The sequence below is a fragment of the Corallococcus sp. NCSPR001 genome (assembly GCF_017309135.1).
Lineage (GTDB): Bacteria > Myxococcota > Myxococcia > Myxococcales > Myxococcaceae > Corallococcus.
In genome coordinates this window covers 8,787,564-8,808,841 of the sequence record NZ_JAFIMS010000002.1, presented here as the reverse complement: position 1 = coordinate 8,808,841, position 21,278 = coordinate 8,787,564, and the positions used below count along the sequence as shown (strand labels likewise).

The 21,278-nt window shown below is 70.1% G+C and carries 20 protein-coding genes; 6 read left to right on the top strand and 14 right to left on the bottom strand.

Going from position 1 to position 21,278, the window contains the following annotated elements; translation table 11 throughout:
• Positions 1–3: 3 nt before the first annotated feature.
• Both JYJ93_RS37480 and JYJ93_RS37475 read right to left on the bottom strand, forming a co-directional pair.
• A complete protein-coding gene (locus JYJ93_RS37480; RefSeq protein WP_269012993.1) occupies positions 4–2,118 on the bottom strand; it encodes a catalase in 2,115 nt (704 codons plus the stop codon).
• Positions 2,119–2,258: 140 nt separating this feature from the next.
• Complete coding sequence (locus JYJ93_RS37475; protein WP_206799489.1) at positions 2,259–3,281, bottom strand: NADP-dependent oxidoreductase; 1,023 nt, start codon at positions 3,279–3,281, stop codon at positions 2,259–2,261.
• 186 nt (positions 3,282–3,467) lie between these two features.
• On the opposite strand from JYJ93_RS37475, the gene JYJ93_RS37470 reads away from it, so the two are divergent.
• The 3 genes from JYJ93_RS37470 (at position 3,468) to JYJ93_RS37460 (ending at position 5,942) form a co-directional block, all read left to right on the top strand.
• The gene (locus JYJ93_RS37470) at positions 3,468–4,028 is read left to right on the top strand and encodes a Uma2 family endonuclease (RefSeq protein WP_206799488.1); all 561 of its coding nucleotides are present in this window, start codon (positions 3,468–3,470) and stop codon (positions 4,026–4,028) included.
• A 114-nt stretch (positions 4,029–4,142) separates the two neighbouring features.
• On the top strand, positions 4,143–4,700 hold the full coding sequence (locus tag JYJ93_RS37465) for a Uma2 family endonuclease (protein ID WP_206799487.1): 558 nt from the start codon (positions 4,143–4,145) through the stop codon (positions 4,698–4,700).
• Between the two features lie 72 nt (positions 4,701–4,772).
• Positions 4,773–5,942, top strand: a complete 1,170-nt coding sequence (locus tag JYJ93_RS37460; RefSeq protein WP_206799486.1) for a metallophosphoesterase — start codon at positions 4,773–4,775, stop codon at positions 5,940–5,942.
• Here JYJ93_RS37460 and JYJ93_RS37455 read toward each other — a convergent pair.
• The 7 genes from JYJ93_RS37455 to JYJ93_RS37425 form a co-directional block, all read right to left on the bottom strand.
• A complete protein-coding gene (locus tag JYJ93_RS37455; protein WP_242544071.1) occupies positions 5,920–7,041 on the bottom strand; it encodes an alpha/beta hydrolase in 1,122 nt (373 codons plus the stop codon). The genes JYJ93_RS37460 and JYJ93_RS37455 overlap by 23 nt on opposite strands.
• Positions 7,042–7,154: 113 nt before the next feature.
• Positions 7,155–8,012: a hypothetical protein gene (locus JYJ93_RS37450; RefSeq protein WP_206799485.1), complete on the bottom strand. Its 858-nt coding sequence runs from the start codon at positions 8,010–8,012 to the stop codon at positions 7,155–7,157.
• A gap of 125 nt (positions 8,013–8,137) precedes the next feature.
• Entirely contained in the window at positions 8,138–9,028 is an 891-nt protein-coding gene (locus JYJ93_RS37445) for a hypothetical protein (protein ID WP_206799484.1), read from the bottom strand.
• Positions 9,025–9,297 carry a hypothetical protein gene (locus tag JYJ93_RS37440; protein ID WP_269012994.1) on the bottom strand — a complete coding sequence of 91 codons (273 nt, stop codon included), beginning with the start codon at positions 9,295–9,297 and terminating at the stop codon, positions 9,025–9,027. The genes JYJ93_RS37445 and JYJ93_RS37440 overlap by 4 nt, the downstream gene beginning before the upstream one ends.
• Positions 9,298–9,429: 132 nt before the next feature.
• Entirely contained in the window at positions 9,430–9,786 is a 357-nt protein-coding gene (yhbY, locus tag JYJ93_RS37435; RefSeq protein ID WP_206799482.1) for a ribosome assembly RNA-binding protein YhbY, read from the bottom strand.
• 30 nt (positions 9,787–9,816) lie between these two features.
• Entirely contained in the window at positions 9,817–12,270 is a 2,454-nt protein-coding gene (locus JYJ93_RS37430) for a DnaJ domain-containing protein (RefSeq protein ID WP_206799480.1), read from the bottom strand.
• 106 nt (positions 12,271–12,376) lie between these two features.
• Positions 12,377–13,189, bottom strand: coding sequence for a hypothetical protein (locus tag JYJ93_RS37425; protein ID WP_206799479.1), 813 nt, complete (start codon positions 13,187–13,189; stop codon positions 12,377–12,379).
• A 61-nt stretch (positions 13,190–13,250) separates the two neighbouring features.
• On the opposite strand from JYJ93_RS37425, the gene JYJ93_RS37420 reads away from it, so the two are divergent.
• A complete protein-coding gene (locus JYJ93_RS37420) occupies positions 13,251–14,036 on the top strand; it encodes a TSUP family transporter (RefSeq protein WP_206799477.1) in 786 nt (261 codons plus the stop codon).
• A 15-nt stretch (positions 14,037–14,051) separates the two neighbouring features.
• Here the strand turns inward: JYJ93_RS37420 and JYJ93_RS37415 are convergent, their stop codons facing one another.
• The 5 genes from JYJ93_RS37415 to JYJ93_RS37395 all read right to left on the bottom strand — a co-directional run bounded on the left by JYJ93_RS37415 (position 14,052) and on the right by JYJ93_RS37395 (position 18,983).
• Positions 14,052–14,576, bottom strand: a complete 525-nt coding sequence (locus JYJ93_RS37415; RefSeq protein WP_206799476.1) for a YfbM family protein — start codon at positions 14,574–14,576, stop codon at positions 14,052–14,054.
• An 8-nt stretch (positions 14,577–14,584) separates the two neighbouring features.
• Positions 14,585–15,094, bottom strand: a complete 510-nt coding sequence (locus JYJ93_RS40720; protein ID WP_206799473.1) for a biotin/lipoyl-containing protein — start codon at positions 15,092–15,094, stop codon at positions 14,585–14,587.
• Between the two features lie 32 nt (positions 15,095–15,126).
• Positions 15,127–16,644, bottom strand: coding sequence for an acetyl-CoA carboxylase biotin carboxylase subunit (accC, locus tag JYJ93_RS37405; RefSeq protein ID WP_206799471.1), 1,518 nt, complete (start codon positions 16,642–16,644; stop codon positions 15,127–15,129).
• Between the two features lie 40 nt (positions 16,645–16,684).
• Positions 16,685–17,299 (bottom strand): hypothetical protein, encoded by a 615-nt coding sequence (locus tag JYJ93_RS37400; protein ID WP_206799469.1) that lies wholly within the window; start codon positions 17,297–17,299, stop codon positions 16,685–16,687.
• A 121-nt stretch (positions 17,300–17,420) separates the two neighbouring features.
• Positions 17,421–18,983, bottom strand: a complete 1,563-nt coding sequence (locus tag JYJ93_RS37395) for an acyl-CoA carboxylase subunit beta (RefSeq protein ID WP_206799467.1) — start codon at positions 18,981–18,983, stop codon at positions 17,421–17,423.
• 174 nt (positions 18,984–19,157) lie between these two features.
• Here JYJ93_RS37395 and JYJ93_RS37390 point away from each other — a divergent pair, with 174 nt between their 5' ends.
• Positions 19,158–20,309: a site-2 protease family protein gene (locus tag JYJ93_RS37390; protein WP_206799465.1), complete on the top strand. Its 1,152-nt coding sequence runs from the start codon at positions 19,158–19,160 to the stop codon at positions 20,307–20,309.
• Between the two features lie 39 nt (positions 20,310–20,348).
• On the top strand, positions 20,349–21,278 hold the full coding sequence (locus JYJ93_RS37385) for a DUF2381 family protein (RefSeq protein ID WP_206799464.1): 930 nt from the start codon (positions 20,349–20,351) through the stop codon (positions 21,276–21,278).

Sequence of the window (21,278 nt, the reverse complement as noted above, 5' to 3'; positions counted from 1 at the left end):
GCCTCAGGCCGGGACGCGGTCGTTGTCCTTGCGGTCCCAGTGCCGGTGCTTCGCGAGCGCCTTCGCGAACGCGGTGGCCAGCGCCGCTCCGGCCCCGGCCTTGGAGCCCGCGACGACGCCGGGCGCGGCCGGGTCGATTTCACAGGCCTTGAGCAGGTCCTCGGCGTCCTTGGACGCGCCCACCGTCTTGCAGTGCAGGTAGGCCTCCTGGACGAAGTGGCGCGACTCGCCGTCCTTCTTCAGCGTGGCCACGCTCGCGGCGCCGCCGGGGATGAAGACGCCGTCGTACTCCACGGAGGCCGTGGTCATGGCGCTCTTGTCCACCGGCACGTCCTTGCCGTTGGAGGCCTTCACCGTGCCCAGGCGCTTGGCGATGACCTTCAGCTGCGCGCCGCCGGCCTCCAATTCCTTGCGCAGGGCCATCAGCTCGTCCGCGTCCACGCCGTCCGCGACGAGCACGCCAATCTTCCGCGTCTTGATGGACGGCGGCATGGCCATCTTCATGGCCTCCATGCTCAGGGCCTTGGACGCGGGAGGGCCCTTGGGCGTGACGGGCGTGGCCTTGGGCGCGGGCAGGCCCAGCCCTTCCGCCACGGCGGACACCAGCAGGGCGTCGATCTTCGCGAAGTGCTCCAGCACGCGCTCCTGGATGGCCTTCGTCTCCACCTTGCCCAGCTCGAAGCGGCACGCGTCGATGAGGTGCTGCTGCTCCGGCTCCGACAGGCTGCGGAAGAAGAGGGCGGCCTGGCTGTAGTGGTCGTTGAAGGAGGCCGCGCGCTCACGCACCTTCTTGCCGCTCACCTGCTCCGGGTGGTGCACGTAGCCACCCTGCTGCTGGGACGCGAGGAACGGGCAGCCGCCGCCCAGTGAGTTGGGGAAGTAGTTGGCGCGGCCCACGTTGCTCGTGTGCCGGCCGAAGCCGTCCTGTTGGTGGTTGTGCACCGGCGCCACCGGGCGGTTGATGGGGATCTCCGCGAAGTTCGGCCCGCCCAGGCGCGTCAGCTGCGTGTCCAGGTACGAGAAGAGCCGCGCCTGCATCAGCGGATCATCCGTGAAGTCGATGCCCGGCACGATGTTGGCTACGCAGAAGGCGACCTGCTCCGTCTCCGCGAAGTAGTTGGTCGGGTTGCGGTTGAGCGTGAGCTTGCCCACCGGCTGCACCGGGACCACCTCCTCCGGGATGAGCTTCGTCGCGTCCAGCAGGTCCACGCCCAGCGCCTGCGCGTCCTTCTCCTCCAGGATTTGGACGCCCAGCTCGTACTCGGGGAAGTCGCCCTGCTCGATGGCCTCGAAGAGGTCGCGGCGGTGGAAGTCCGGGTCCTTGCCGCCGAGCTTCTGCGCCTCATCCCAGACGAGCGAGTGCGTGCCCAGGAGCGGCTTCCAGTGGAACTTCACGAAGCGCGCGGTGTTCTTCTCATCCACGAAGCGGAAGGTGTGGACGCCGAAGCCCTGCATCATCCGGAAGCTGCGCGGGATGGCGCGGTCGGACATGATCCACATGATCATGTGCATCGTCTCCGGGACGAGCGACACGAAGTCCCAGAACGAGTCATGCGCCGTCTGCGCCTGGGGAATCTCGTGGTGGGGCTCCGGCTTGGCGGCGTGGATGATGTCGGGGAACTTGATGCCGTCCTGGATGAAGAAGACGGGGATGTTGTTGCCCACCAGGTCCCAGTTGCCTTCTTCCGTGTAGAACTTCACCGCGAAGCCGCGCACGTCGCGCGCGGTGTCCGCGGAGCCGCGCGAGCCCGCGACGGTGGAGAAGCGCACGAACACGGGCGTCTTCTTGGACGGGTCCTGGAGGAACTTCGCCTTGGTGTACTTCGCCTGCGATTCGTAGACCTGGAAGTAGCCGTGGGCGCCCGCGCCGCGCGCGTGGACGACGCGCTCGGGGATGCGCTCATGGTCGAAGCGGGTCATCTTCTCGCGGAAGTGGAAGTCCTCCAGGAGCGTGGGGCCACGGGCGCCAATCTTGAGCGAGTCGTCGGTGTGCTCGACGCGGATGCCCTGGTCCGTCGTGAGGAAGTTGCCCGTGGGCTCCGAGCGGTCCCGCGCGAGCTGCTGATCCTTGCTCTTCTCATCCACGCGCACCGCGTCCGGCTGTTTCTGTGAGGTCACCGCACTGCCTCCTTCAAGGGGCGTGCAGGGTGCCGGACGCGGTGGACGCCGCACGTCTTGTGTCCCGCGTCTGGGAGGTGCAGGACGCAAGACGGCGGCTGTGTCCGATGTCGTTCGTTCGGGACGTTGGCCAGCGAGCGTCAGGCGTCCTTCGCCAGGCGCACCAGCATCTTGCCGGTGTTGTCCCCGCGCAGCAGGCCGATGAAGGCGTCGGGGGCCTTGTCCAGGCCGTCCACGATGGTGGAGACGTCCTTCACCTGGCCCTCGCGCAGCCACTGGCCCATGTCGCGCAGGAAGGCGGGCCGGCGGTCCGCGTGGTCGGAGACGATGTAGCCCTGGAGCGTGAGGCGCTTGCCCACGGCGAGCATCAGGTTGCGGGGGCCGGGCGTGGGGGCGGTGGCGTTGTACATGGAGATGGCGCCGCACAGGACGATGTGGCCGTGGTTCTTCATCAGGCCGAGGGCGGCCTCCAGGTGGTCGCCGCCCACGTTGTCGAAGTAGACGTCGATGCCGTCCGGGCAGGCCCGGGCCAGGGACTCGGCGATGGGGGCGGTCTTGTAGTTGATGGCGGCGTCGAGCTTCAGGTCGTCGCGGAGGTGCTTCACCTTCGCGTCGGAGCCGGCGCTGCCCACCACGCGGCAGCCCTGGATGCGGGCAAGCTGGCCCACGACGCCGCCCACGGCGCCCGCGGCGGCGGACACGAAGACGGTGTCGCCGGCCTTCGGCTTGCCGATGTCGAGCAGGCCCACGTACGCGGTCATGCCCGGCATGCCGAGCACCCCGAGGTACGCGGAGAGCGGGCCCACGGACGGGTCGGCCTTCTGGTAGTGCTTCGCGGGCGCGACGGCGTATTCGCGCCAGCCGCCGGAGCCGGCGACGACGAAGTCACCTTCCTTGAAGTCAGGCGAGCGCGAGCGGATCACCTGGCCCACGCTGCCGCCGTCCATGACCTCGCCCAGCTTGAAGGGCGGGACGTAGGACTTCGCGTCGTTCATGCGGCCGCGCATGTACGGATCCACGGACATGAAGTGGTTGCGCACGAGGACCTGTCCCTCGGCGGGTTCCGGGACGGAGACCGTGGCGAGCTCGAAGTTGTCCGGAGTGGGCGCACCGTGAGGGCGGGACGTCAGGCGGATTTCACGTCCCTGGAGCGGCGTGGCCATGAGGGGGCCTTTCGTGAAGGTAGAGGGAAGCGCGGGCCTCTTAACCGCCGCGTTCGGGCTCGGCAGGGGAATTCGAGGAGGACTTGAAAGGTAGGACGTGGGACGTGTGCCCTGTCATGTCGGACGGGCGTGCTACCTCCCGCCGTCATGGATAGAGTGATGGGCGGCGAGGAATGGGGAGACGTGATGGGAAAGAAGCCAGCGACCTATGCGGACCTGGAGGCGCTCCCAGAGGGTGTCGTGGGGGAGATCGTCGCGGGGGAGCTGTATGCAAGCCCACGGCCGACGATGCGGCACGTACGGGTTTCCTCCCGGCTTGGGGGAGAACTCATGGGGCCCTTCGAGCGAGGAAGGGGTGGGCCCGGAGGCTGGACGTTCTTTGATGAGCCAGAGTTGCAGCTTGGGGATGACGTCCTGATTCCTGACGTCGCGGGTTGGAGGTTGGAACGGATGCCCGATGCTCCTGAAACAGCCGCGACGTCTCTCGCGCCGGACTGGGTCTGCGAGGTGCTGTCCCCGTCCACCCGGAAGTTGGACCGCGAGGCGAAGATGCCCGTCTACGCGCGCGAGGGCGTGCGGCATGTCTGGTTGATGGATCCGCGGACATGGACGCTGGAGGTGTTCGGGCTGCGGGATGGGAAGTACGAAGCGCTGCTCACGCATGTCGGGGATGCTCCTGTGCGCGCGGAGCCATTCGAAGCGGTGGAACTGGACCTCGTGTTCATCTGGGGCCGCACGGCGAGCTGACAGAATGGGACCTCCAGGGTCCAGGGATGACCGTCCGCCCTGATACGTCAGACGGGCGTGCTACCTCCAGCCGTCATGGATAGAGTGATGGGCGGCGAGGACTGGAGGGAATCCATGGGAAAGAAACCCGCGACCTACGCGGACCTGGAGGCGCTCCCGGATCATGTCGTGGGGGAGGTTGTCGCAGGGGAGCTGTATGCGAGCCCGCGTCCGGCGTTTCCCCATCTCACGGCGGCTTCGTTCCTGATGGGGCTCTTGGGCAATCCCTTCGTCTTTGGACTGGGCGGCCCGGGAGGCTGGTACATCGTGATCGAGCCCGAACTGCGGCTGGGGGACGATGTCCTCATTCCGGACCTGGCGGGATGGCGGCGCGAGCGACTCCCGAAGGCGCCGAAGGTCGCGGCCCTCGCCCTTCCGCCAGACTGGGTCTGCGAGGTGCTTTCTCCGTCGACGCGGCTCCTGGACCGCGAAGTGAAACTGCCGGTGTTCGCGCGCGAAGGGGTGGGGCATGTCTGGTTCATCGACCCGGTCCTCCGCACCCTGGAAGTGTTCCGGTTGGAGTCGGGACAGTACGTGCAACTGGCGACCCACTCTGGAACCGACTCCGTGTCCGCCGAACCTTTCGAGGCAGTGGCATTGAAGCTCGCCGTGCTCTGGGACGAACTGGACTGAACAAGACGGCGGGCGGCCGGGCGAGCACGGATTCTGGTGCGCTCGGGCATGAGGCGCGGGAGGCTTGGGCCCATGCCGCTGTCTCCGTTTTCGCTCCTCATCGCGCTGGGTGCCGTGCTCGGGCACCTGTATCTGTTCCGGCGGCTCGTTTGGAACCTCACGTCCCGCCGTGGGATCCGGCTCGTTGCCGCGCTGGTGCTGGGGTTCATGACACTGGTGCTGATTGCGCGGCGGTATCTGCAGCGCACGCTTCCGGAGGCTCCTGGCGACGTCGTGGAGCTGGTGTCCTATTCGTGGATGGGCGTGGCGCTGTGTCTGGTGCTCGCGCTAGCGGGCGTCGACGTGGGACGCGCCGTGCTCGCCCTGGGACGCCGGCTCCGGCCTGCTCCTGCTGTCCCTTCCGTGGATGTCGAACGGCGGCGCTTCCTGTCGCAGGCGACTGCTGGCGGCGCGCTCGCTCTGGGTGGGGGATTGGCGGGGTATGGGAGCTGGCGCGCGTTCACCGTTCCGGAGGTCACGGAGGTGGTGGTTCGCATTCCGAAGCTGCCCCGCTCTCTGGAGGGCTTCAGCATCGTGCAGCTCACCGACCTGCACGTGGGCCCCTTCATCCAGCGGCGCTTCATGGACGAACTCGTGCGGCGGGCCAATGCGCTCAAGCCGGACCTGGTCGCCATCACCGGGGACCTGGTGGATGGCACCGTGCCCCGGCTCGGCGGCTTCGTCGCGGCGCTCGGCAACCTCCAGGCCCGCTACGGGAGCTTCTTCGTCACCGGCAACCATGACTATTCGTCCGGCGCGCGGGAGTGGGTGGCCCACCTGGACTCGCTGGGCATTCCCTCACTGCGCAACCGGCACGTGCGCATTGGCGACGCGGGCGGCGCGTTCGACCTCGTCGGCGTGGACGACTGGCACGGCGGCAGGCGCCTGGGGCAGAAGGGCTATGACCTGGACGCGGCGCTCGCGGGCCGTGACCCCGAGCGCGCCGCGGTGCTGCTCGCGCACCAGCCCGCCAACTTCAAGGTGGCCGCGGAGCGCGGCGTGGACCTCCAGATTTCCGGGCACACCCACGGCGGCCAGCTCTTCCCGATGACGGCGCTCATCGGGTTGAGCTGGGAGCACTCCGCGGGCCACTACCGGCACGGCGATTCACACATCTACGTCAGCCGGGGCTGCGGCTTCTGGGGGCCGCCCATGCGGCTGGGCAGCCCCCCGGAGCTGGTCAAGCTGGTGCTGACTTCGTGAGGAACGCGTCCAGCGCGGCGTTCACCGCGTCTGGATGGTCCAGTTGAATCCAGTGGCCGGCGCCCTCCACCACCTGGTGCGCCACGCCTTCCCCCAGCCGGTGGACGCTGTGCGGCGTGTCGTTGTCCGGCGCGACGAGCGAGAACTTCGGCCCCGGGTAGCGCGCGAGCGCCGCCGTCAGGTCGAAGCGCAGGCTGGAGCGCTGCGTGGCCGTCACGGCGGACAGCGGCGTGGCGTCCAGGTCCGCCAGCAGCCGCTCGCGCACGTCCGCGCGCGGCCCCGCCATCTGCGCCCAGTCCCGCCGCACCGCCTGCGCCACGTCCGGCGCGTCCAGCGAGGCGATGTACCCGGCCACCTGCTCCTCGGGGTACTGGCGTGAGTCCGTCATCGGATCCACCAGGAACAGGCCCGCCACCTGCCGGGGATTCTCTCCCGCGTACGCCAGCGTCACGCCCCCGCTGATGCTGTGCCCCACCAACACGAAGCGGCGCAGCCCCAGCGCTCGCACCACGGCGGAGATGTCCCCGGCGAGCGACTCCAGCGTGTAGTCCTCCGGCTCCGGCACGGCGGAGCCTCCGTGGCCGCGCAACTCCAGCGCGATGCCCCGGCGGCCCTGACGGGCCAGGTGCTCCAACTGCGCCTGCCAGTGGGACGCGTTGCCCGCGAGCCCGTGCACGAAGACGACGGGCAGCGCCTTCCCGTCACCGCCTCCGGTGTCCACCAGCCGCAGGTCGCCCGCGGGCCCCGCCACCCGGAAGTCATCGAAGCGGATCCGCTGGGGCTCGAAGGCCTGGCCTTCCGCGAAGGGGACCTCGTAGTGGGTGACGTGCAGGTCCCGGTCGATGAGGTAGCGGTCATCCTCCGGGAAGAAGATGGCGCGCTCCGGCGAGTCCCCCGCGAAGCGCTTCACCGCGTCCATGGACTCCCACAACGTGACGAGGAGGAACTCCGCGCGCCCGTCCGCCACCTTGCGCAGGCAGTACGCGGCCAGGTTGCCCGGCGTGCGCCGGTAGTGCGTGAGGCCCGTCTGGTGGAGATAAGCGAGGTAGGCGTCGGCGTCCTCCGCCTTCGTCACCCCGCGCCAGGTGCGTGCGAGCATTCCAGGTTCCTCGTGCCCGAAAAGGATGGAGCCGCGCATGTAGCGCGCCCGGTGGGAGGACGGCCACCTCGCGGTGCACCGGGCGTGGGCGGGACGACATCTGGCCTGGGGACTCAGCGAGGCGCGGGCGTCGCGGTGCTCGTGGCGCCGAACGCGGGCGGTGAGGCGTTCAGCGGCCCTACCGCGTAGGTTCCGTCGTAGCCGTCCGGGTCCTCCGCCTTCTTCTGGAGCGTGATGCCCGAGGCCTGCGGTTCGCCCTGGCCGCGCAGCGGCTGCTGTCCACAGGTGTCCGCCGTCATGCCCCGGCAGATCCACGCGGAGCCTCCGGCGTTCATCAGGTCGAGCGACACCAGCCCGGGCTCCGCTTCGAGCAACCGGTGCGTCATGAACTGGAGCTTCTCGTCCCAGGGCGCGCCCACGTCGCGGCGCGCGTGCAGGTTGCCCACGAGCACGATGAAGGTGTCCCCACGCGCCTCGCTCCGCGCCTGACGCAGCTGGGCCGCCATCGTGCTGTCGCGGTCCTTGCCCCCCGCGTCGAACGCCACCACCCGCAGAGGCAGCCCCGCGTGCCTCAACTCCCGCGCGCGCTCCAGCAGCCGCCGCATGGCCTCGCTGCTGCGTCCGTCCTGCACCTCGCGGCGCCAGAAGGCGCTGTCGGGAGGGCCCTCGGACTCGCCCGTGACGAACGCGTCCAAGCGCGCTTGCTCCTCCACCGGGAGCTCCAACGCCAGCCGCACCGGCTGTCCCGCCGCCGCGGCGTGACACGCCAGCCGTGCCGCGAAGTCTGGCGCCTCTTGCGTGCCGTGGATCTCCCCCAGCACGACGAAGGCCGCGGGCTTGAGCACCGCCTCCATGCCGGGAATCACCGGACCGCAGTCCGCCTTCGCCCGTGCCGCCGGTGCTTCTCTCGCCGTCCGGCACCCGGTCAGCAGGCAGGTGGCCAACAGCAGGGACGTCGGGGAGAGGCGCATGGGCGTGGGGGCTCCTGGAAGAAGGGGAGACCCCAGTCTCCTCCAGCCCCGTGCCCCTGGAAACACGACGGCCCGCCCCAAGGATGGAGCGGGCCGCGTACCTCGGCTCGAAGCGCTGGGCCGTGTCAGGCGGTGGGGATGACGACGCCCGGGCTCGACTGGCGCTGGGCCGACATGAGCGCCGAGCGCTGCAACCACCCGGCGAGCCCCAGCATCGCGAGCCCCGAGGTGCGCAGCGTGCGCAAGAGTTCCACCGCCTCCGCGGGATTGCCGGGCAGGAGCGGCGCCAGCCACTCGCGCGCGTCGTAGAAGAGCCACACGGCGCCGGACACGCCCATGGCCCACCACACCCACGCGAGCCGCCCACCGCGCAGCATGTACGCGACGCGGAGGATGGGCGCGACGAGCAGGATGGTCGTCATGTCCGCCAGCGTGGACGCCAGCGCGATGACCGCCGTGCACGTGGCCGCGAAGCCCTGGCCCAGGTGGCCCGCCGCCGCGACGAGCGCCGGCCCACCCACCGCCAGCGATGCCACCGCCGCCACCGCCCACAGGAGCGACGCGCGGGAGCTGGGCGGCGGCTGGAGTCCGGACTGCTTGTAGGTGCGCGCCAGCAGCACCAGCGCGAACGTCGTGCACACGTTCGCCAGCACCACCACGCCCATGCGCACGGGCAACAGCGGCGACTGGGTGAAGGGCACGTCCGGCACCGCGTGCATCCAGTAGCTGCGCAGGGCCGTGCTGACGAGCGACAGCACCGCGCCCGCCGTCAGGAGTCCCCACACCCGGCGCAGGTAGTCCCCCGAGCCGAAGGACAGCGCCGCCGCCGCCGTGCCCGCCACCGCGAGCAGGCCCACCGTCCAGCCCGCCACGTCACCCACGAGCGCCAGCCGCTGCGCGTCCTGGAACGACGTGGCCACCGCGGCCAGGTGCGCCAGTTGGAGCACCCCGACGGCGCCCAGCCACGGCGCCATCCGCTTGAAGGCGCGACCCGAAGAGGGACGGGGGGCGTTCATCGCAGCTTCTCCATGGCCTTCGAAAGCTCCGTGAGGGTGTTCGTCGTGCGCGCCGCGCCGATGAAGACGTTGAGCATGGGCTTGAGGCCCTCGAGCACCAGCGGCACGTCCTGCAGGCTCACCTGTTCCGGTGGACGCTTCAGGACCCGCAACGCGGCGGTGTGGATGGCCATCTTCGCGGTGAAGTCACCCAGGAGCGGCTCCAGGTGATGCATCAGCACGCCGTGCCAACCGGGCATGGGGGATGGGGAGGACGGGGAAGTCTGCACGTCACCTCCGCGGGGGGAAGACCCCCAGCGTAGGGACATTTCGAACCCGGCACGAGGGCTCGCCTGCTTCCGGACCCGCGGAAAGTGCGCGGGCTGGCCTGGATTCCCCTCGAACCCTGGAAAACAGTGCGGCTAACGGCGGCGCGGCTTCTTCTCTTCGTCCTGCTTGGGGGCCGGACGCGGGTCGTGCGGGCCCTTGAGGATGTCCTCGAAGCGGGACTTCTGCTTGCGGCGCTTGAAGAAGAGGGCGGTGCGGCCCAGGAGCTGCGCGAGCTCCGAGCCGGTGGCCTCGGCGATGCTGTCGGCGCCTTCGTGGCGGCCTTCCGGGCCTTCGTTGATCTTGACCTTGATGAGCTCGTGGTCGTTCAGCGCCTGCTCGACGGCGGCGATGACGCCCTCGGTGACGCCGGACGAGCCGACGATGACCACCGGCTCCAGGTGGTGGCCGAGGGCCCGAAGGTGGCGGCGTTCTTTCCCGGTGAGGGGCATGGGGGGTGTCTCCTTGAAAAGGCGCGCACCCTACTTCTTTTGCGACGCCATGCGGACCTCTCGCATCGCATCGATGTGGTCCGGTTGCAGCTCGACCGTCCGCTTGAAGTGCTTGAGGGCTCCGGCCGCGTCGCCGCACAGCTTGGCGATGACGCCCAGGAAGTAGTGGGCGGGGGCGCACCGCTCGTTGCGCTTGATGGCGGCCTGGATTTCGCGGAAGGACTCTGGCTGGGCGGCCTTCTTGTCCGGGGCGGCGAGGAAGCGCGCATAGCCCCTCCAGGCGAAGAACTCGGGTTCTTCTGCGTTGAGGGCGATGGCGTCGTTGAGCATCTTCACGGCTTCCGGGTACTTGCGCGCCTTCACCAGGATGCAGGCCTTCTGGAAGAGCTCCTCCGCCTGGAGGATGGCCTGGACGTCCACGCCGTCGCCGCCGCCGCTCTTGAGCTCCTCGATGTAGGCCGCGCGGCTCTTGTCGTCGGAGAGGGCCCGGTAGGCGTCACCGATGTACGCGAACACCTCCGCCTTGAGCTTCTCCAACTCCAGCGGGGCTCCCTGGGGGAGGGTGTCCGGGTGGTAGAGCTTGGCCAGGCGGAAGTAGGCGATCTTCACCGCGCTGCCTTCGGTCTGCTCGGTGAGGCCCAGCCGCTGGAAGTGGTTCTGGCCCTTCAGGGTCGCGGCGAGCTGGCGCAGCGCGGGCAGTTCGTCCGAACCGGGCGCGGGACCCGAAGCGGCCGGGGCCGCCGGAGCGGCGACGACGGGCGGAGCGGGCCGGGCGGCACCCGGGCCCGCCACGGGAGCGGCACCGGCGGGAGCACCGGGGGGACGTGCACCCGGGCCCGCGGTGGGAGCGGCTCCAGCGGGGGCACCCGGAGGACGGGGCGCGGCACCCGGGCCCGCCGTGGGCGCGGCACCGGCGGGACGAGGCGCGCCGGGCCCCGCGCCGGGTGCGGCTCCGGGGCCCGCGATGGGCGCGCCGGGCCTGGCGCCAGGGCCAGCGGCAGGCGCACCGGGTCTGGCTCCGGCGTTCGCGGCGGCGGGCGCACCGGGCCCGGCCATCGGCGTGGCTCCAGGGCCCGCGACGGGGGCACCGGGTCTGGCTCCGGCGCTCGCGGCGGCGGGCGCGGCACCCGGGCCGGTGGCTCCGGGCCCCACGGTGGGAACGGTGCCGGACGGACGGGTCGGGTTGCCCGGGCCCGGGGCTCCTGCGCCCACGGTGGGGACGGTGCCGGACGGACGGGTCGGGTTGCCCGGGCCCGGTGGCGGCGGCGCCGACTGCGCTCGCGAGGCCGCGAAGGAGACGCCGTTCAGCTCCTTCAACAGGAACGCCACGCGCATCAGGTGATCCGCGTCCTGCGGCACGTCCTGGAGCAGCTGCCCCAGCGAGCGCACCCCGTCGATGAAGGAGAGCGCGCGGACCTCGTGCGGCGTCAGGCGCAGCTCGCTGGAGGCCACCCGGCCCCCGGACTTCATGATGGGCATGGGCAGCACGAAGGCCAGCCGCCGCTTGAGGTCCGCCGTCGGCATGCGCCGCACCTGGTCGCTGAGCAGCGCCCAGCGGTTGCCCAGCGGCATCGCCTTCTGCGCGGGCAGGTCCCTCGCCTCGAAGGTGAACGTCCCGGACTCCGCCCGCAGCGCCTTGCCCAGGATGCCCAGCGCCCGCTGCGACAGCTGCGTGAACGCCGTCGCCGGCTGGAGCAGCCCCAACCCGAACAGCGCCGCGAGCAGGTCGCCTCCGAAGCGCTCCTTGGACCCTTCGGCCTGCTGGAGCTGCTCCGCCGTCAGGAGCCTCGCGCCCATCAGCGACACGCCCAGCGCGTCCTCCGCGTGCGACGAGTCCACGTACTCCGGACTGCCCTTGCGGAAGTGGATCAGCAGCGTGCGGTCCGAAAGCCCCAGCGTCAGCAGGCCCGTCTGCTCGCCCGCGGCGATGCGCCCGTACAGCTGCAGGGGCGAGCTCTGCTGGAGCTGCCCCTGCGGCGGCACCGTGTTGGTCCCGTCATCCGCCGCGGGCTGCGGTGCCTGCGGAGCAGCCACGGCCGGAGGACCCGGAGGCCGCGTGGCCGCGACAGGACGTCCCGCCGCGTCCACGGGCGGACGCGCCGCTCCGGGACCGGGGCCCCGCATCGCGCCAGGGCCCGCCATGGGTGGCCGGGTGCCAGGGCCCGCCATGGGCACGGTGGCCGGACCCGCGACGGGCGCGGCGACCGGGCCGGACGGCGGCGGCGGCGGAGCGATGACGGCGGCGGGCGTGGATTGCAGCAGCGACGCGGGCGCGCCGTCTCCCCACAGCTCCCGGGGGAACGCGTCCCGCACCTCCGGGAAGCGCCACGGGAAGGCGAACTGCAGGCCATCGCTGGAGACCTGGAGCTTGCCCTGGATGGAGCCGCTGTCGATGAGCAGCTCGATGGTCGCGCCCGTCAGGGGCCCCCACGTGGTGCCCCGATCGTTCCGCACCCAGTACTGCCGGACCTCGCCCTCCGCCATGTGCCGTCCTACTCCCACTCCCTGGACCGCCGGGAACACGGAATTTTATCGCCGCCCGGGCCCGCGTCCAAGCAGACGACCTCTTACGGGCGACCGGGCGGGTGTTTCAGGGCGTGGCGCCCTCCATCGCCGCCAGCCCCACGTTGGCCAGACACGCCGCGTCCGCCTGCTGCTCCGCGGGCGGGTCGAAGCAGTACACCTCGCTGTCGAAGACCTTGCAGATGCCCGCCGGGGTCCCCGCGCACGCCACCTTCCCGTACGCCGTGGTGCAGTTGTATCCGCACACCGGGCCCATCTCGCTCAGCTTGCACTGGGGCGCCGGCAGGCCCTTGCCCCACGCGCAGAGCGCCGCGGGAGACGGGTCGAAGCAGGTGACGTGGCCGTTCTGCGCCTTGCACACACCCAGGGGCGTCTTCGCGCAGCGCACCCCCTCGGAGGCGTTCACGCAGTTGAAGCCGCACGCCACCTGCAGGCCGTTGCTGACGCACTGCGCGCGAGGCAGCTGCCGGCCGAACACCGCGAACACCGCGGCGGGCGGGTCGAAGCACGTCACGTTGCCGCTCTGGCTGCGGCACACGCCCGCGGGCGTCTTCGCGCACTGCACCTTGCCGAAGTCCGTGACGCACCCGTACCCGCAGCCCACCACCCCGTCGATGGTCTTGCACTCCGAGTCCGGCAGCGCGGCGCCGTACGCCTTCACCACGTAGGCCGGCGGGTCGAAGCAGGAGGCCTGCCCGTCGATGACGGTACAGCGGCCCTGGAGCGTCTGGGCGCACCGCACGCGCTGTCCATCCGACTTGCACGCGTAGCCACAGGACACGTGCCCGTCGATGGAGCGGCACGTGGCGGTGGTCGCGTCAGGCGGCGAGGGCGGCGCGGCGAGCGTCAGCGCCAGCACGGTCATCAGGGTCGCGAGCATGACCCCATTGACCCCCAAGCTTCGACCTGGCGCAAGTAAGGGTGATAAGCGGGTCGCCATCGTGGACCTGGACGTCAGCGCGGTGAAGATGGTGCTGTTGTGTGTCGCCGCGTTGAGCGCGGGCTTCGTGGACGCCATCGCCGGAGGCGGCGGGCTCATCAGCCTGCCCGCGCTGCTGGCGGCCGGCCTGCCCGCGCACGTGGCGCTGGGCACCAACAAGGGGCAGTCCGTGTTCGGCTCGGGCGCGGCGCTGGTGCGCTTCGCGAGAGCGGGGCTGGTGGACGGGAAGCTGGCCCGCGCGACGTTCCCCTTCGGCCTGATGGGCGCGTTCGGCGGCGCGGCGCTGGTGATGCTGCTCAAGCCGGAGGTGCTCAAGCCGCTGGTGCTGGTGCTGCTCATCGCGGTGGCGGTGTTCCTCGCCTTCCGCCGCGCGCCGCCAAAGCGGGACGGCGTGGAGCCCTCGCCCCGTCCGCGCGCGCAAGCCATCGGCGCGCTCATCGCGCTCTGCATCGGCACCTATGACGGCTTCTTCGGGCCGGGCACGGGCACCTTCCTCATCGTGGCGTTCTCGTCACTGCTGGGCCACGGCCTGGCGCGCGCGTCCGCGGACGCGAAGGTGGTGAACTTCGCCTCCAACCTGGCGTCGGTGACGCTGTTCACGCTCCGGGGCGTGGTGCTGTGGAAGGTGGCGCTGCCCATGGCCGCCGCGCAGTTCACCGGGGCGTGGGTGGGCGCGCACGTGGCGGTGAAGGGCGGTGACAAGGTGGTGCGCGTCGTGGTGCTCTGCGTGGTGACCGCGCTGGTGCTGAAGCTGGGGCACGACGTGTGGCAGGGCTGGGCGGCCTGAAGCGCCTGACCGCCTTCAGCCGATGTGCACGAGCAGGCACAGGCCGCGCTTCGCCACGGCGGCGGTGAACTTCTGGAGCTCCACGAAGTAGGAGAGCAGCTCCTCCAGCGGATCCACGTCCTCCTCGACCTCCTCCTCCTCGTCCCAGGTGCCGGGGTAGATGTCCTCGGCCTGGAGCTTCGCGGGGTCGAAGCGCTTGCGCAGGTCCTCCACGGAGACCTTCCTCAGCGCCTCCGCCAGCGCCTTCACGGCGGCCACGTCGAACACGCGCGCGGTGCCTTCATCCGACGGGATATCGCCCACGTCCTCGCCGCCGCGCACGAGGAAGTCCAGGGGCGGCTTGCCCTCCCAGGCCGTGCCGGTGAGCAGGTACTGGAGGCCGTGCCACGCCTCGCCGATGTCCAGCTCGAGGAACGCCGCGCCCTTCGCGTCGCCGAAGTCCTCCTCGTCCTCCAGGAAGGGCTCCAGCGCCTCGGGCGCCTTGTGCAGGGCCTGGCGCTGCGGCTCGGTGGTGCTGCGCAGCGTGCAGAGCATCTCCATGGGGCGGGCTACTCCACGACGACGAGCTTGGCGTTGTTCTCCACGGCGGTGCCTTCCTTGGCGAACACCTCCGTGACCTTGCCGGCCTTGGGGCTCTTGAGCTCGTTCTCCATCTTCATGGCCTCCACGACCACGAGCCCCTGGCCCTCCTTCACTTCCTCACCGACCTTGACCAGCACCTTCACCACCTTGCCGGGCATGGGCGCGAGGATGACCTGACGGCCCTCCACGGAGAAGCTGCCCGCGGCGGCGCGCATGCGCAGCTTGCGCTCGTCCGCGACGTCGGTGCGGTTCACCTGCCCGCGCACCAGCGTGCCGATCTCGTCGCCGTTCTCCTCGAACTCGATGTTGTACGACTGGCCGTCCACCAGGAGCGACAGCGTGCCCGCTTCCACGGACAGCGCGTCCACCTGGAACGTCTTGCCGTTCACCGTGAGCCGGTAGCGGTCCTGGCCCAGCGACTCCAGGTCCACCGGCACCGCTTCCTTCTGTCCCTGCTGCTTCGTGAAGTAACGCATGGAGGAGAGGTCCTTGCGGGAAAGGAGGAAGGTCAGCGGCGGCGGCTCTTCAACGCCAGACGCCACGGGCTGATACGGCCAGAGGTGTCACCGCCACCGGCGCGCGAAGGCAGCGTCTTGGCGCGCTTCTGGTCGCGCTGGAAGGCGTGCAGCGTGCTCGCGAGCAGCGCCACCTCGCTGAGCTTGGGGTCCTCCTCGCCCAGCAGCGCCGTGTGATGGCGGGTGAGGAAGCTGGTGTCGTAGTCCCCGCCCACGAACTCCGGGTGGGACAGGATGCCGTGCAGGTAGCGGATGTTGGTGGTGATGCCCTTCACCACGTACTCGGACAGCGCGCGCTTGGCCCGCGCGATGGCCTCTTCACGCGTGGCGCCCCACACGGACAGCTTCGAAATCATGGGGTCGTAGTAGTTGGGCACCGTGAAGCCCGCGTACACGCCCGAGTCGTCGCGCACGTTCGGGCCGCTCGGCACGCGCAGCGCGTGGATCTTGCCCGGGCTGGGCATGAAGTTGCGCGCCGGGTCCTCCGCGTACACGCGCACTTCAATGGCGTGGCCGCGCGGCGCGGGGGCCTCGAAGAGGGGGAGCTTCTCGCCTTCCGCGGCGCGGATCTGCATGGCCACCAGGTCCAGGCCGGTGACCCACTCCGTGACGGGGTGCTCCACCTGGAGGCGGGTGTTCATCTCCAGGAAGTAGAAGTTGCGGTGCACGTCCACCAGGAACTCCACCGTCCCGGCGCCCACGTAGTTGACGGCCTTGGCCGCCTTCACCGCGACCTCGCCCATCTTCGCGCGCAGCTCCGGCGTGAGGATGGGGCTGGGCGTCTCCTCCACCACCTTCTGGTGGCGGCGCTGCGCGGAGCACTCGCGCTCGTTCAGGTGGATGGTGTTGCCGTACTGGTCGGCGAAGACCTGGATCTCCACGTGGTGAGGCTTCTCCAGGTACTTCTCGATGTAGACCGCGTCGTTGCCGAAGGCGTTGAGCGCCTCGCTCTTGGCGGAGCGCCACGCGGAGTCGAAGTCGGCCATGCCCTCCACGCGGCGCATGCCCTTGCCACCACCGCCGCCGGCGGCCTTGAGCATGATGGGGAAGCCGATGCCCTGGGCGTACTCGCGGGCCTCCTCGATGGTGCCGATGGGCTCCGTGGTGCCGGGGACGACGGGCACGCCCGCCTTGATCATGTTGGCGCGGGCGCGGGTCTTCTCGCCCATGGCGTCCATGGCGGCGGCCGGCGGACCGATGAAGGTGATGCCGGCCTTCTCGCAGGCGCGCACGAAGGACGCGTTCTCCGACAGGAAGCCATAGCCGGGGTGGATGGCGTCCGCGCCGGACTGCTTCGCGACCTCCAGGATGCGCTCCTGCACGAGGTAGCTCTCGCGCGAGGGCGGGGGGCCGACGAAGTAGGCCTGGTCGGCGGTGCGCACGTGCAGCGCGGAACGGTCTGCTTCGGAGTACACCGCCACCGTGGCGATGCCGAGGTCCTTGCAGGTGCGCATCACCCGGATGGCGATCTCGCCGCGGTTGGCGACGAGCACTTTGCGGATCTTGGGCATGGGCGCCCGTCTAGCATGAGGCGCCCGGGATTGCCCGCCTCTACTTGCGCAGGTTCAGGTACTCATCCATCAGCAGCTTGGCCTGGGCGAGCTTCGCCTCCACGAAGCGGTCGTCCTCGTCCGGCTCCGGGGGAGGGGCGGGGTGCGAGGGGGCCTCCACGGCCTTGCCGTCCGGCCCGAAGTCCACCGCCGCCGCCAGCAGGTTGCGCGCGGCATTCCCGCTGAAGAGCCGGGCCAGCGCCGTCGTCTCCACGTCCAGCCAGCGCGCGGCCTGGCGCAGGACGTCCAGGTACTCGCCCTCCATGGCGCGGGGCGGGCGGCTGGGGGCGGCCATGCAGACGCGGGCGTAGCTGTGCTCCCGGTCCACGTACATGCCCATGGAGCGGTCGCGGAAGTCCCGGGAGAGCGCCTGCGTCATGGCGTCCACGTGCTCCTCGGGGGAGGACACCTTGCCGGACGTCTTGCCGTGGACGAGGGGAATCTCCGCCACGTGCCAGCCGGTGTCGGCCAGCGACTCCGGGCGGGGCTCCACCCACTTCACTTCGGGACAGGGAAGGTCCAACCCTTCACACACGCCCTTGAGCGTCTGACGCAGAGCGGTGAGGTTGCCTTCGACGTCGGAGAGGAAGAGAACGAGTCGGCGCTGCTGGGACACGGGGGTGGCTCCTTGAGTGGCCCCGTGAAAGCCCCGGCGTTACCTGAGAATTTCCGGAAGTCTCCACGCCCGCCTGCCCCCCTGGCGACGAGGGGCGTGCGGGCGCGGTCCGGGACTTCTCCTACAGCGGGATGTTGCCGTGCTTGCGCGGCGGGTTCTCCTGCCGCTTGTCCTTGAGCATCTCCAGCGCGCGGATGACCTTGGCGCGGGTCTCCTCCGGACGGATGACCTCGTCGATGTAGCCCAGTTCCGCCGCCTTGAACGGGTTGGCGAACTTCTCGCGGTAGTCGTCCGTGAGCTTCTTGCGCTCCGCGTTGGCGTCCTGGGCCTTCAGGAGCTCGTTGCGGAAGATGATGTTCACCGCGCCTTCCGGGCCCATCACGGCGATCTCCGCGGTGGGGTAGGCGTAGTTGATGTCCGCGCGGATGTGCTTGGACGCCATGACGTCGTACGCGCCGCCGTAGGCCTTGCGGGTGATGAGGGTGATCTTGGGGACGGTGGCTTCCGCGTACGCGTAGAGCAGCTTGGCGCCGTGGGTGATGATGCCGCCCCACTCCTGGTCGGTGCCGGGGAGGAAGCCGGGCACGTCCACCAGGGTGAGCAGGGGGATGTTGAAGCAGTCGCAGAAGCGCACGAAGCGCGCGGCCTTCACGCTGGCGTCGATGTCCAGGCAGCCGGCGAGCACCGCGGGCTGGTTGGCGACGATGCCCACGCTCTTGCCGTTCATGCGCGCGAAGCCGACGACGATGTTCTTCGCGAAGTGCTCCTGCACCTCGAAGAAGTGCTTGGAGTCCACGATGGCGCGGATGATCTCCTTGATGTCGTAGGGCTTGTTCGGGTTCGCCGGGACAATGGACTTGAGCGACTCCTCGGCGCGGAACGGGTCGTCGTCACACGGCTGCGCGGGCGGGTCCTCCTGGTTGTTGGAGGGCAGGTACGAGAGCAGCTCGCGCGTCATCGCGATGGCGGCCTGCTCGTTCTCCGCGGCGAAGTGGGCCACGCCGGACTTCTGGTTGTGCGTGAGCGCGCCGCCCAGGGCCTCCTTGGAGACCTCTTCGTGCGTCACCGTCTTGATGACGTCCGGGCCGGTGATGAACATGTACGACGTGTCCTTCACCATCATGATGAAGTCCGTGATGGCGGGCGAGTACACCGCGCCGCCCGCGCACGGGCCCAGGATGAGGGAAATCTGGGGGACGACGCCGGACGCCAGCGTGTTGCGCAGGAAGATGTCCGCGTAGCCGGCGAGGCTCTCCACGCCTTCCTGGATGCGCGCGCCGCCGGAGTCGTTGAGCCCGATGACGGGCGCGCCCACGCGGGTGGCCAGGTCCATGATCTTGCAGATCTTCTGGGCGTAGGCGCCGGACAGCGAGCCGCCGAAGACGGTGAAGTCCTGGGCGAAGACGAAGACCTGGCGGCCCTCCACCGTGCCGTAGCCGGTGACGACGCCGTCGCCGAGGATCTTCTTGTCGCCCATGCCGAAGTCGCTGCTGCGGTGGGTGACGAACTTGTCCAGCTCACTGAAGGAGCCGGGGTCGAGCAGCAGGTCGATGCGCTCGCGGGCCGTGAGCTTGCCGGCCTCGTGCTGCTTGGCGATGCGGTCGGCGCCGCCGCCCTGCTCGGCCTGCTGCTCCATCTGCTGGAGCCGTGCGCGCAAGGGATCGTTCTCGGGGGTCGTGGCCATGGGGGGCGCTCTAACACGATTGGAAGTCGCTGGCAGCGCTTCCCTTGCTCCTGGAGGGGTGGGCGGACGGCCGGGCCCGGGGTGCATGGGGAGGGGACGGGACGGAAGTTCAGGATTTCCGACACCGCGTCTTCCCGGGCTCCGGGGCCGGGCGGCGGGCAGGGGAGGTTGGCGATGCGTGAGAGGCCGGGGGCACTGCGGGTGGGGTCGTTCCGGGGAGTGCCCATCCGGGTGCACTTCTCCCTGCTGATAGCGCTGCCGCTCCTGGCGCTGGCGTTCGGTGGGACGCTTGAGCGGGCGGCGGAGGCGGCGGACGTGCCGCCGGGCGCGCTGGGCGGGCACCCGTGGGCGTGGGGGCTGGCGGTGGCGGTGGGGCTGTTCGTGTCGGTGCTGCTGCACGAGATGGCGCACACCCTCTATGCGCTGCGGCATGGCGGCGAGGTGCATGGCATCACGCTGATGATCGTCGGAGGCGTGTCGGAGTTGGCGGAGGTGCCCAAGCGTCCGCGCGACGAGGCGTTGATGGCGCTGGTGGGCCCGCTGACGAGCCTGGGGCTGGCGGCGTTCCTGGGCGCGCTGACGTGGGTGATGCACGGCCTGGGGATGTTCCAGGTGCAGTTCGCGCTCTTCACGTTGGCGATGCTCAACGCGGTGCTGGGGGGCTTCAACCTGTTGCCGGCGTTCCCCATGGACGGGGGCCGCATCGTGCGCGCGGCGCTGACGCCAAGGCTGGGGCTGGTGCGGGCGACGAAGGTGGCCGCGGGGTTGGGGCGCGTGTTCGCGGTGCTGTTCGGCGTGTGGGGGTTGGTGACGTTGAACCCGTTCACGCTGGTGGTGGCGTTCTTCGTGCTGATGGGGGCGGAGGGGGAGTCGCGGCAGGTGCGGATGAAGGCGCTGCTGGAGCGCGTGCAGGTGGCGGCGCTGATGACGCCGCGGATGGTGGGCGTGGACCTGGACCTGTCGATGCAGGACGCGCACTGGGCGATGCGGCACGAGCACGTGAACGCGTTGCCGGTGACGAGCGCGGGGCGGCCGGTGGGGCGGGTGACGTGGGCTGCGGCGCAGGCGGTGCCGGAGGCGCAGCGCGGGGGCTACGTGGTGCGTGACGCGATGGAGGATGGGGTGGTGGCGGATTTGCGCGAGGACGGGTGGACGGCGCTGCGGAGGATGGCGGAGGCGCGCGTGCCCATGGCGGCGGTGGTGGATGAGGATGGGCTGCTCGCGGGGACGCTGGATTGGAATGACATCCAGCGTGGGCTGGCGCGGGCGGAGGAGGCGGAGCGGAACCGGTCGCGGACGGGGTGGCCTCGGGAGCGGACGGCGTAGGTTGGATGGAAGGCATCCTCCCTGATAAGTGGGGGCGCCATGTCCTCTTCGCTGTCGCTCAAGTGCGGCCTGCTGCTCGGCTTGTTGGCGTTTCCGGCGTTGGCCCGGGAGTTTGAAGAAAAGCTCAGGATCCGGACGCTCCAGGTTCCGGCCCATCCCGGGCAGGAAGCGCCGTCCATCTATGTTTCCGCGCAGGTGGCGAGCGTGCTGCGCTTCGAGCAGGACGTCGTGCCCGCGAAGACACGGCTCCTGGCCTGGGAGGGGCGGTTCGAACCGCTGCTCGTTGGAAGCAAGAAGGTGGTGGTCGAGCCGCTGCGCGATCTGGATGAGGGCGAAGCGCTGCCTCTCCTTGTGACGCTGGTGGATGGGACGGAGTTGACGTTCCTCGTGAGGCCGAAGCGTCGCGAGGACTGGGGGTGGATCGACTACCAGGTCAACGTGTTCGGGGACCGTGGCAGCTACAACGCGGTGCTTTCAGGGCTGTATGACGCGCTCAACCGAGAGCGTGAGCTGCGTGAGGAGAACGAGCGGTTCAAGAAGGAGGAGAACTCCATCGACCATGCCTACGCGACGCTTCTCTCCAACGGAGAGGTGGGCAAGACGCCGTTCCGGCGCAAGCGGGTCTTCCGCTTGAAGCACGAGGACATGGACATGGTGGTTGAAGTCTTCAAGGGACCTGGGAAGGCAGCCGCGGTGGTGACCTTGCGGAACACCGTGCTCCAGGATGCGTGGCGGTTCGAAGCGGCCTCCGTGACCCGTGAGCGCTCTCCCTCGGAGCGCCCGTTCGCGTTGCGCATGGACCGGCCGGTCATCGTCCCTGGCCAGTCAGGAAGGATCGCCGTCGTCGTGGACAGGAGCTCCTTCGAACTGGAGGGTGGTCAGTTGGCGGATCTGGCCCTTCAAATCTTCCGTGAGGATGGGATCCTCCAGGTCGCCGTGGCGATGGAACATGCACTCGTTCGGCAGTAG

Bases quoted from the DNA above. Each gene is read 5' to 3' on its own strand.
- accC (WP_206799471.1), bottom strand. From the start codon at position 16,644: ATGCCCAAGATCCGCAAAGTGCTCGTCGCCAACCGCGGCGAGATCGCC.
- JYJ93_RS40720 (WP_206799473.1), bottom strand. From the start codon at position 15,094: ATGCGTTACTTCACGAAGCAGCAGGGACAGAAGGAAGCGGTGCCGGTG.
- JYJ93_RS37445 (WP_206799484.1), bottom strand. From the start codon at position 9,028: ATGAACGCCCCCCGTCCCTCTTCGGGTCGCGCCTTCAAGCGGATGGCG.
- JYJ93_RS37455 (WP_242544071.1), bottom strand. From the start codon at position 7,041: ATGCTCGCACGCACCTGGCGCGGGGTGACGAAGGCGGAGGACGCCGAC.
- JYJ93_RS37465 (WP_206799487.1), top strand. From the start codon at position 4,143: ATGGGAAAGAAACCCGCGACCTACGCGGACCTGGAGGCGCTCCCGGAT.
- JYJ93_RS37470 (WP_206799488.1), top strand. From the start codon at position 3,468: ATGGGAAAGAAGCCAGCGACCTATGCGGACCTGGAGGCGCTCCCAGAG.
- JYJ93_RS37395 (WP_206799467.1), bottom strand. From the start codon at position 18,983: ATGGCCACGACCCCCGAGAACGATCCCTTGCGCGCACGGCTCCAGCAG.
- JYJ93_RS37390 (WP_206799465.1), top strand. From the start codon at position 19,158: ATGCGTGAGAGGCCGGGGGCACTGCGGGTGGGGTCGTTCCGGGGAGTG.
- JYJ93_RS37385 (WP_206799464.1), top strand. From the start codon at position 20,349: ATGTCCTCTTCGCTGTCGCTCAAGTGCGGCCTGCTGCTCGGCTTGTTG.
- JYJ93_RS37450 (WP_206799485.1), bottom strand. From the start codon at position 8,012: ATGCGCCTCTCCCCGACGTCCCTGCTGTTGGCCACCTGCCTGCTGACC.
- JYJ93_RS37415 (WP_206799476.1), bottom strand. From the start codon at position 14,576: ATGGAGATGCTCTGCACGCTGCGCAGCACCACCGAGCCGCAGCGCCAG.
- JYJ93_RS37460 (WP_206799486.1), top strand. From the start codon at position 4,773: ATGCCGCTGTCTCCGTTTTCGCTCCTCATCGCGCTGGGTGCCGTGCTC.
- JYJ93_RS37475 (WP_206799489.1), bottom strand. From the start codon at position 3,281: ATGGCCACGCCGCTCCAGGGACGTGAAATCCGCCTGACGTCCCGCCCT.
- yhbY (WP_206799482.1), bottom strand. From the start codon at position 9,786: ATGCCCCTCACCGGGAAAGAACGCCGCCACCTTCGGGCCCTCGGCCAC.
- JYJ93_RS37430 (WP_206799480.1), bottom strand. From the start codon at position 12,270: ATGGCGGAGGGCGAGGTCCGGCAGTACTGGGTGCGGAACGATCGGGGC.
- JYJ93_RS37425 (WP_206799479.1), bottom strand. From the start codon at position 13,189: ATGCTCGCGACCCTGATGACCGTGCTGGCGCTGACGCTCGCCGCGCCG.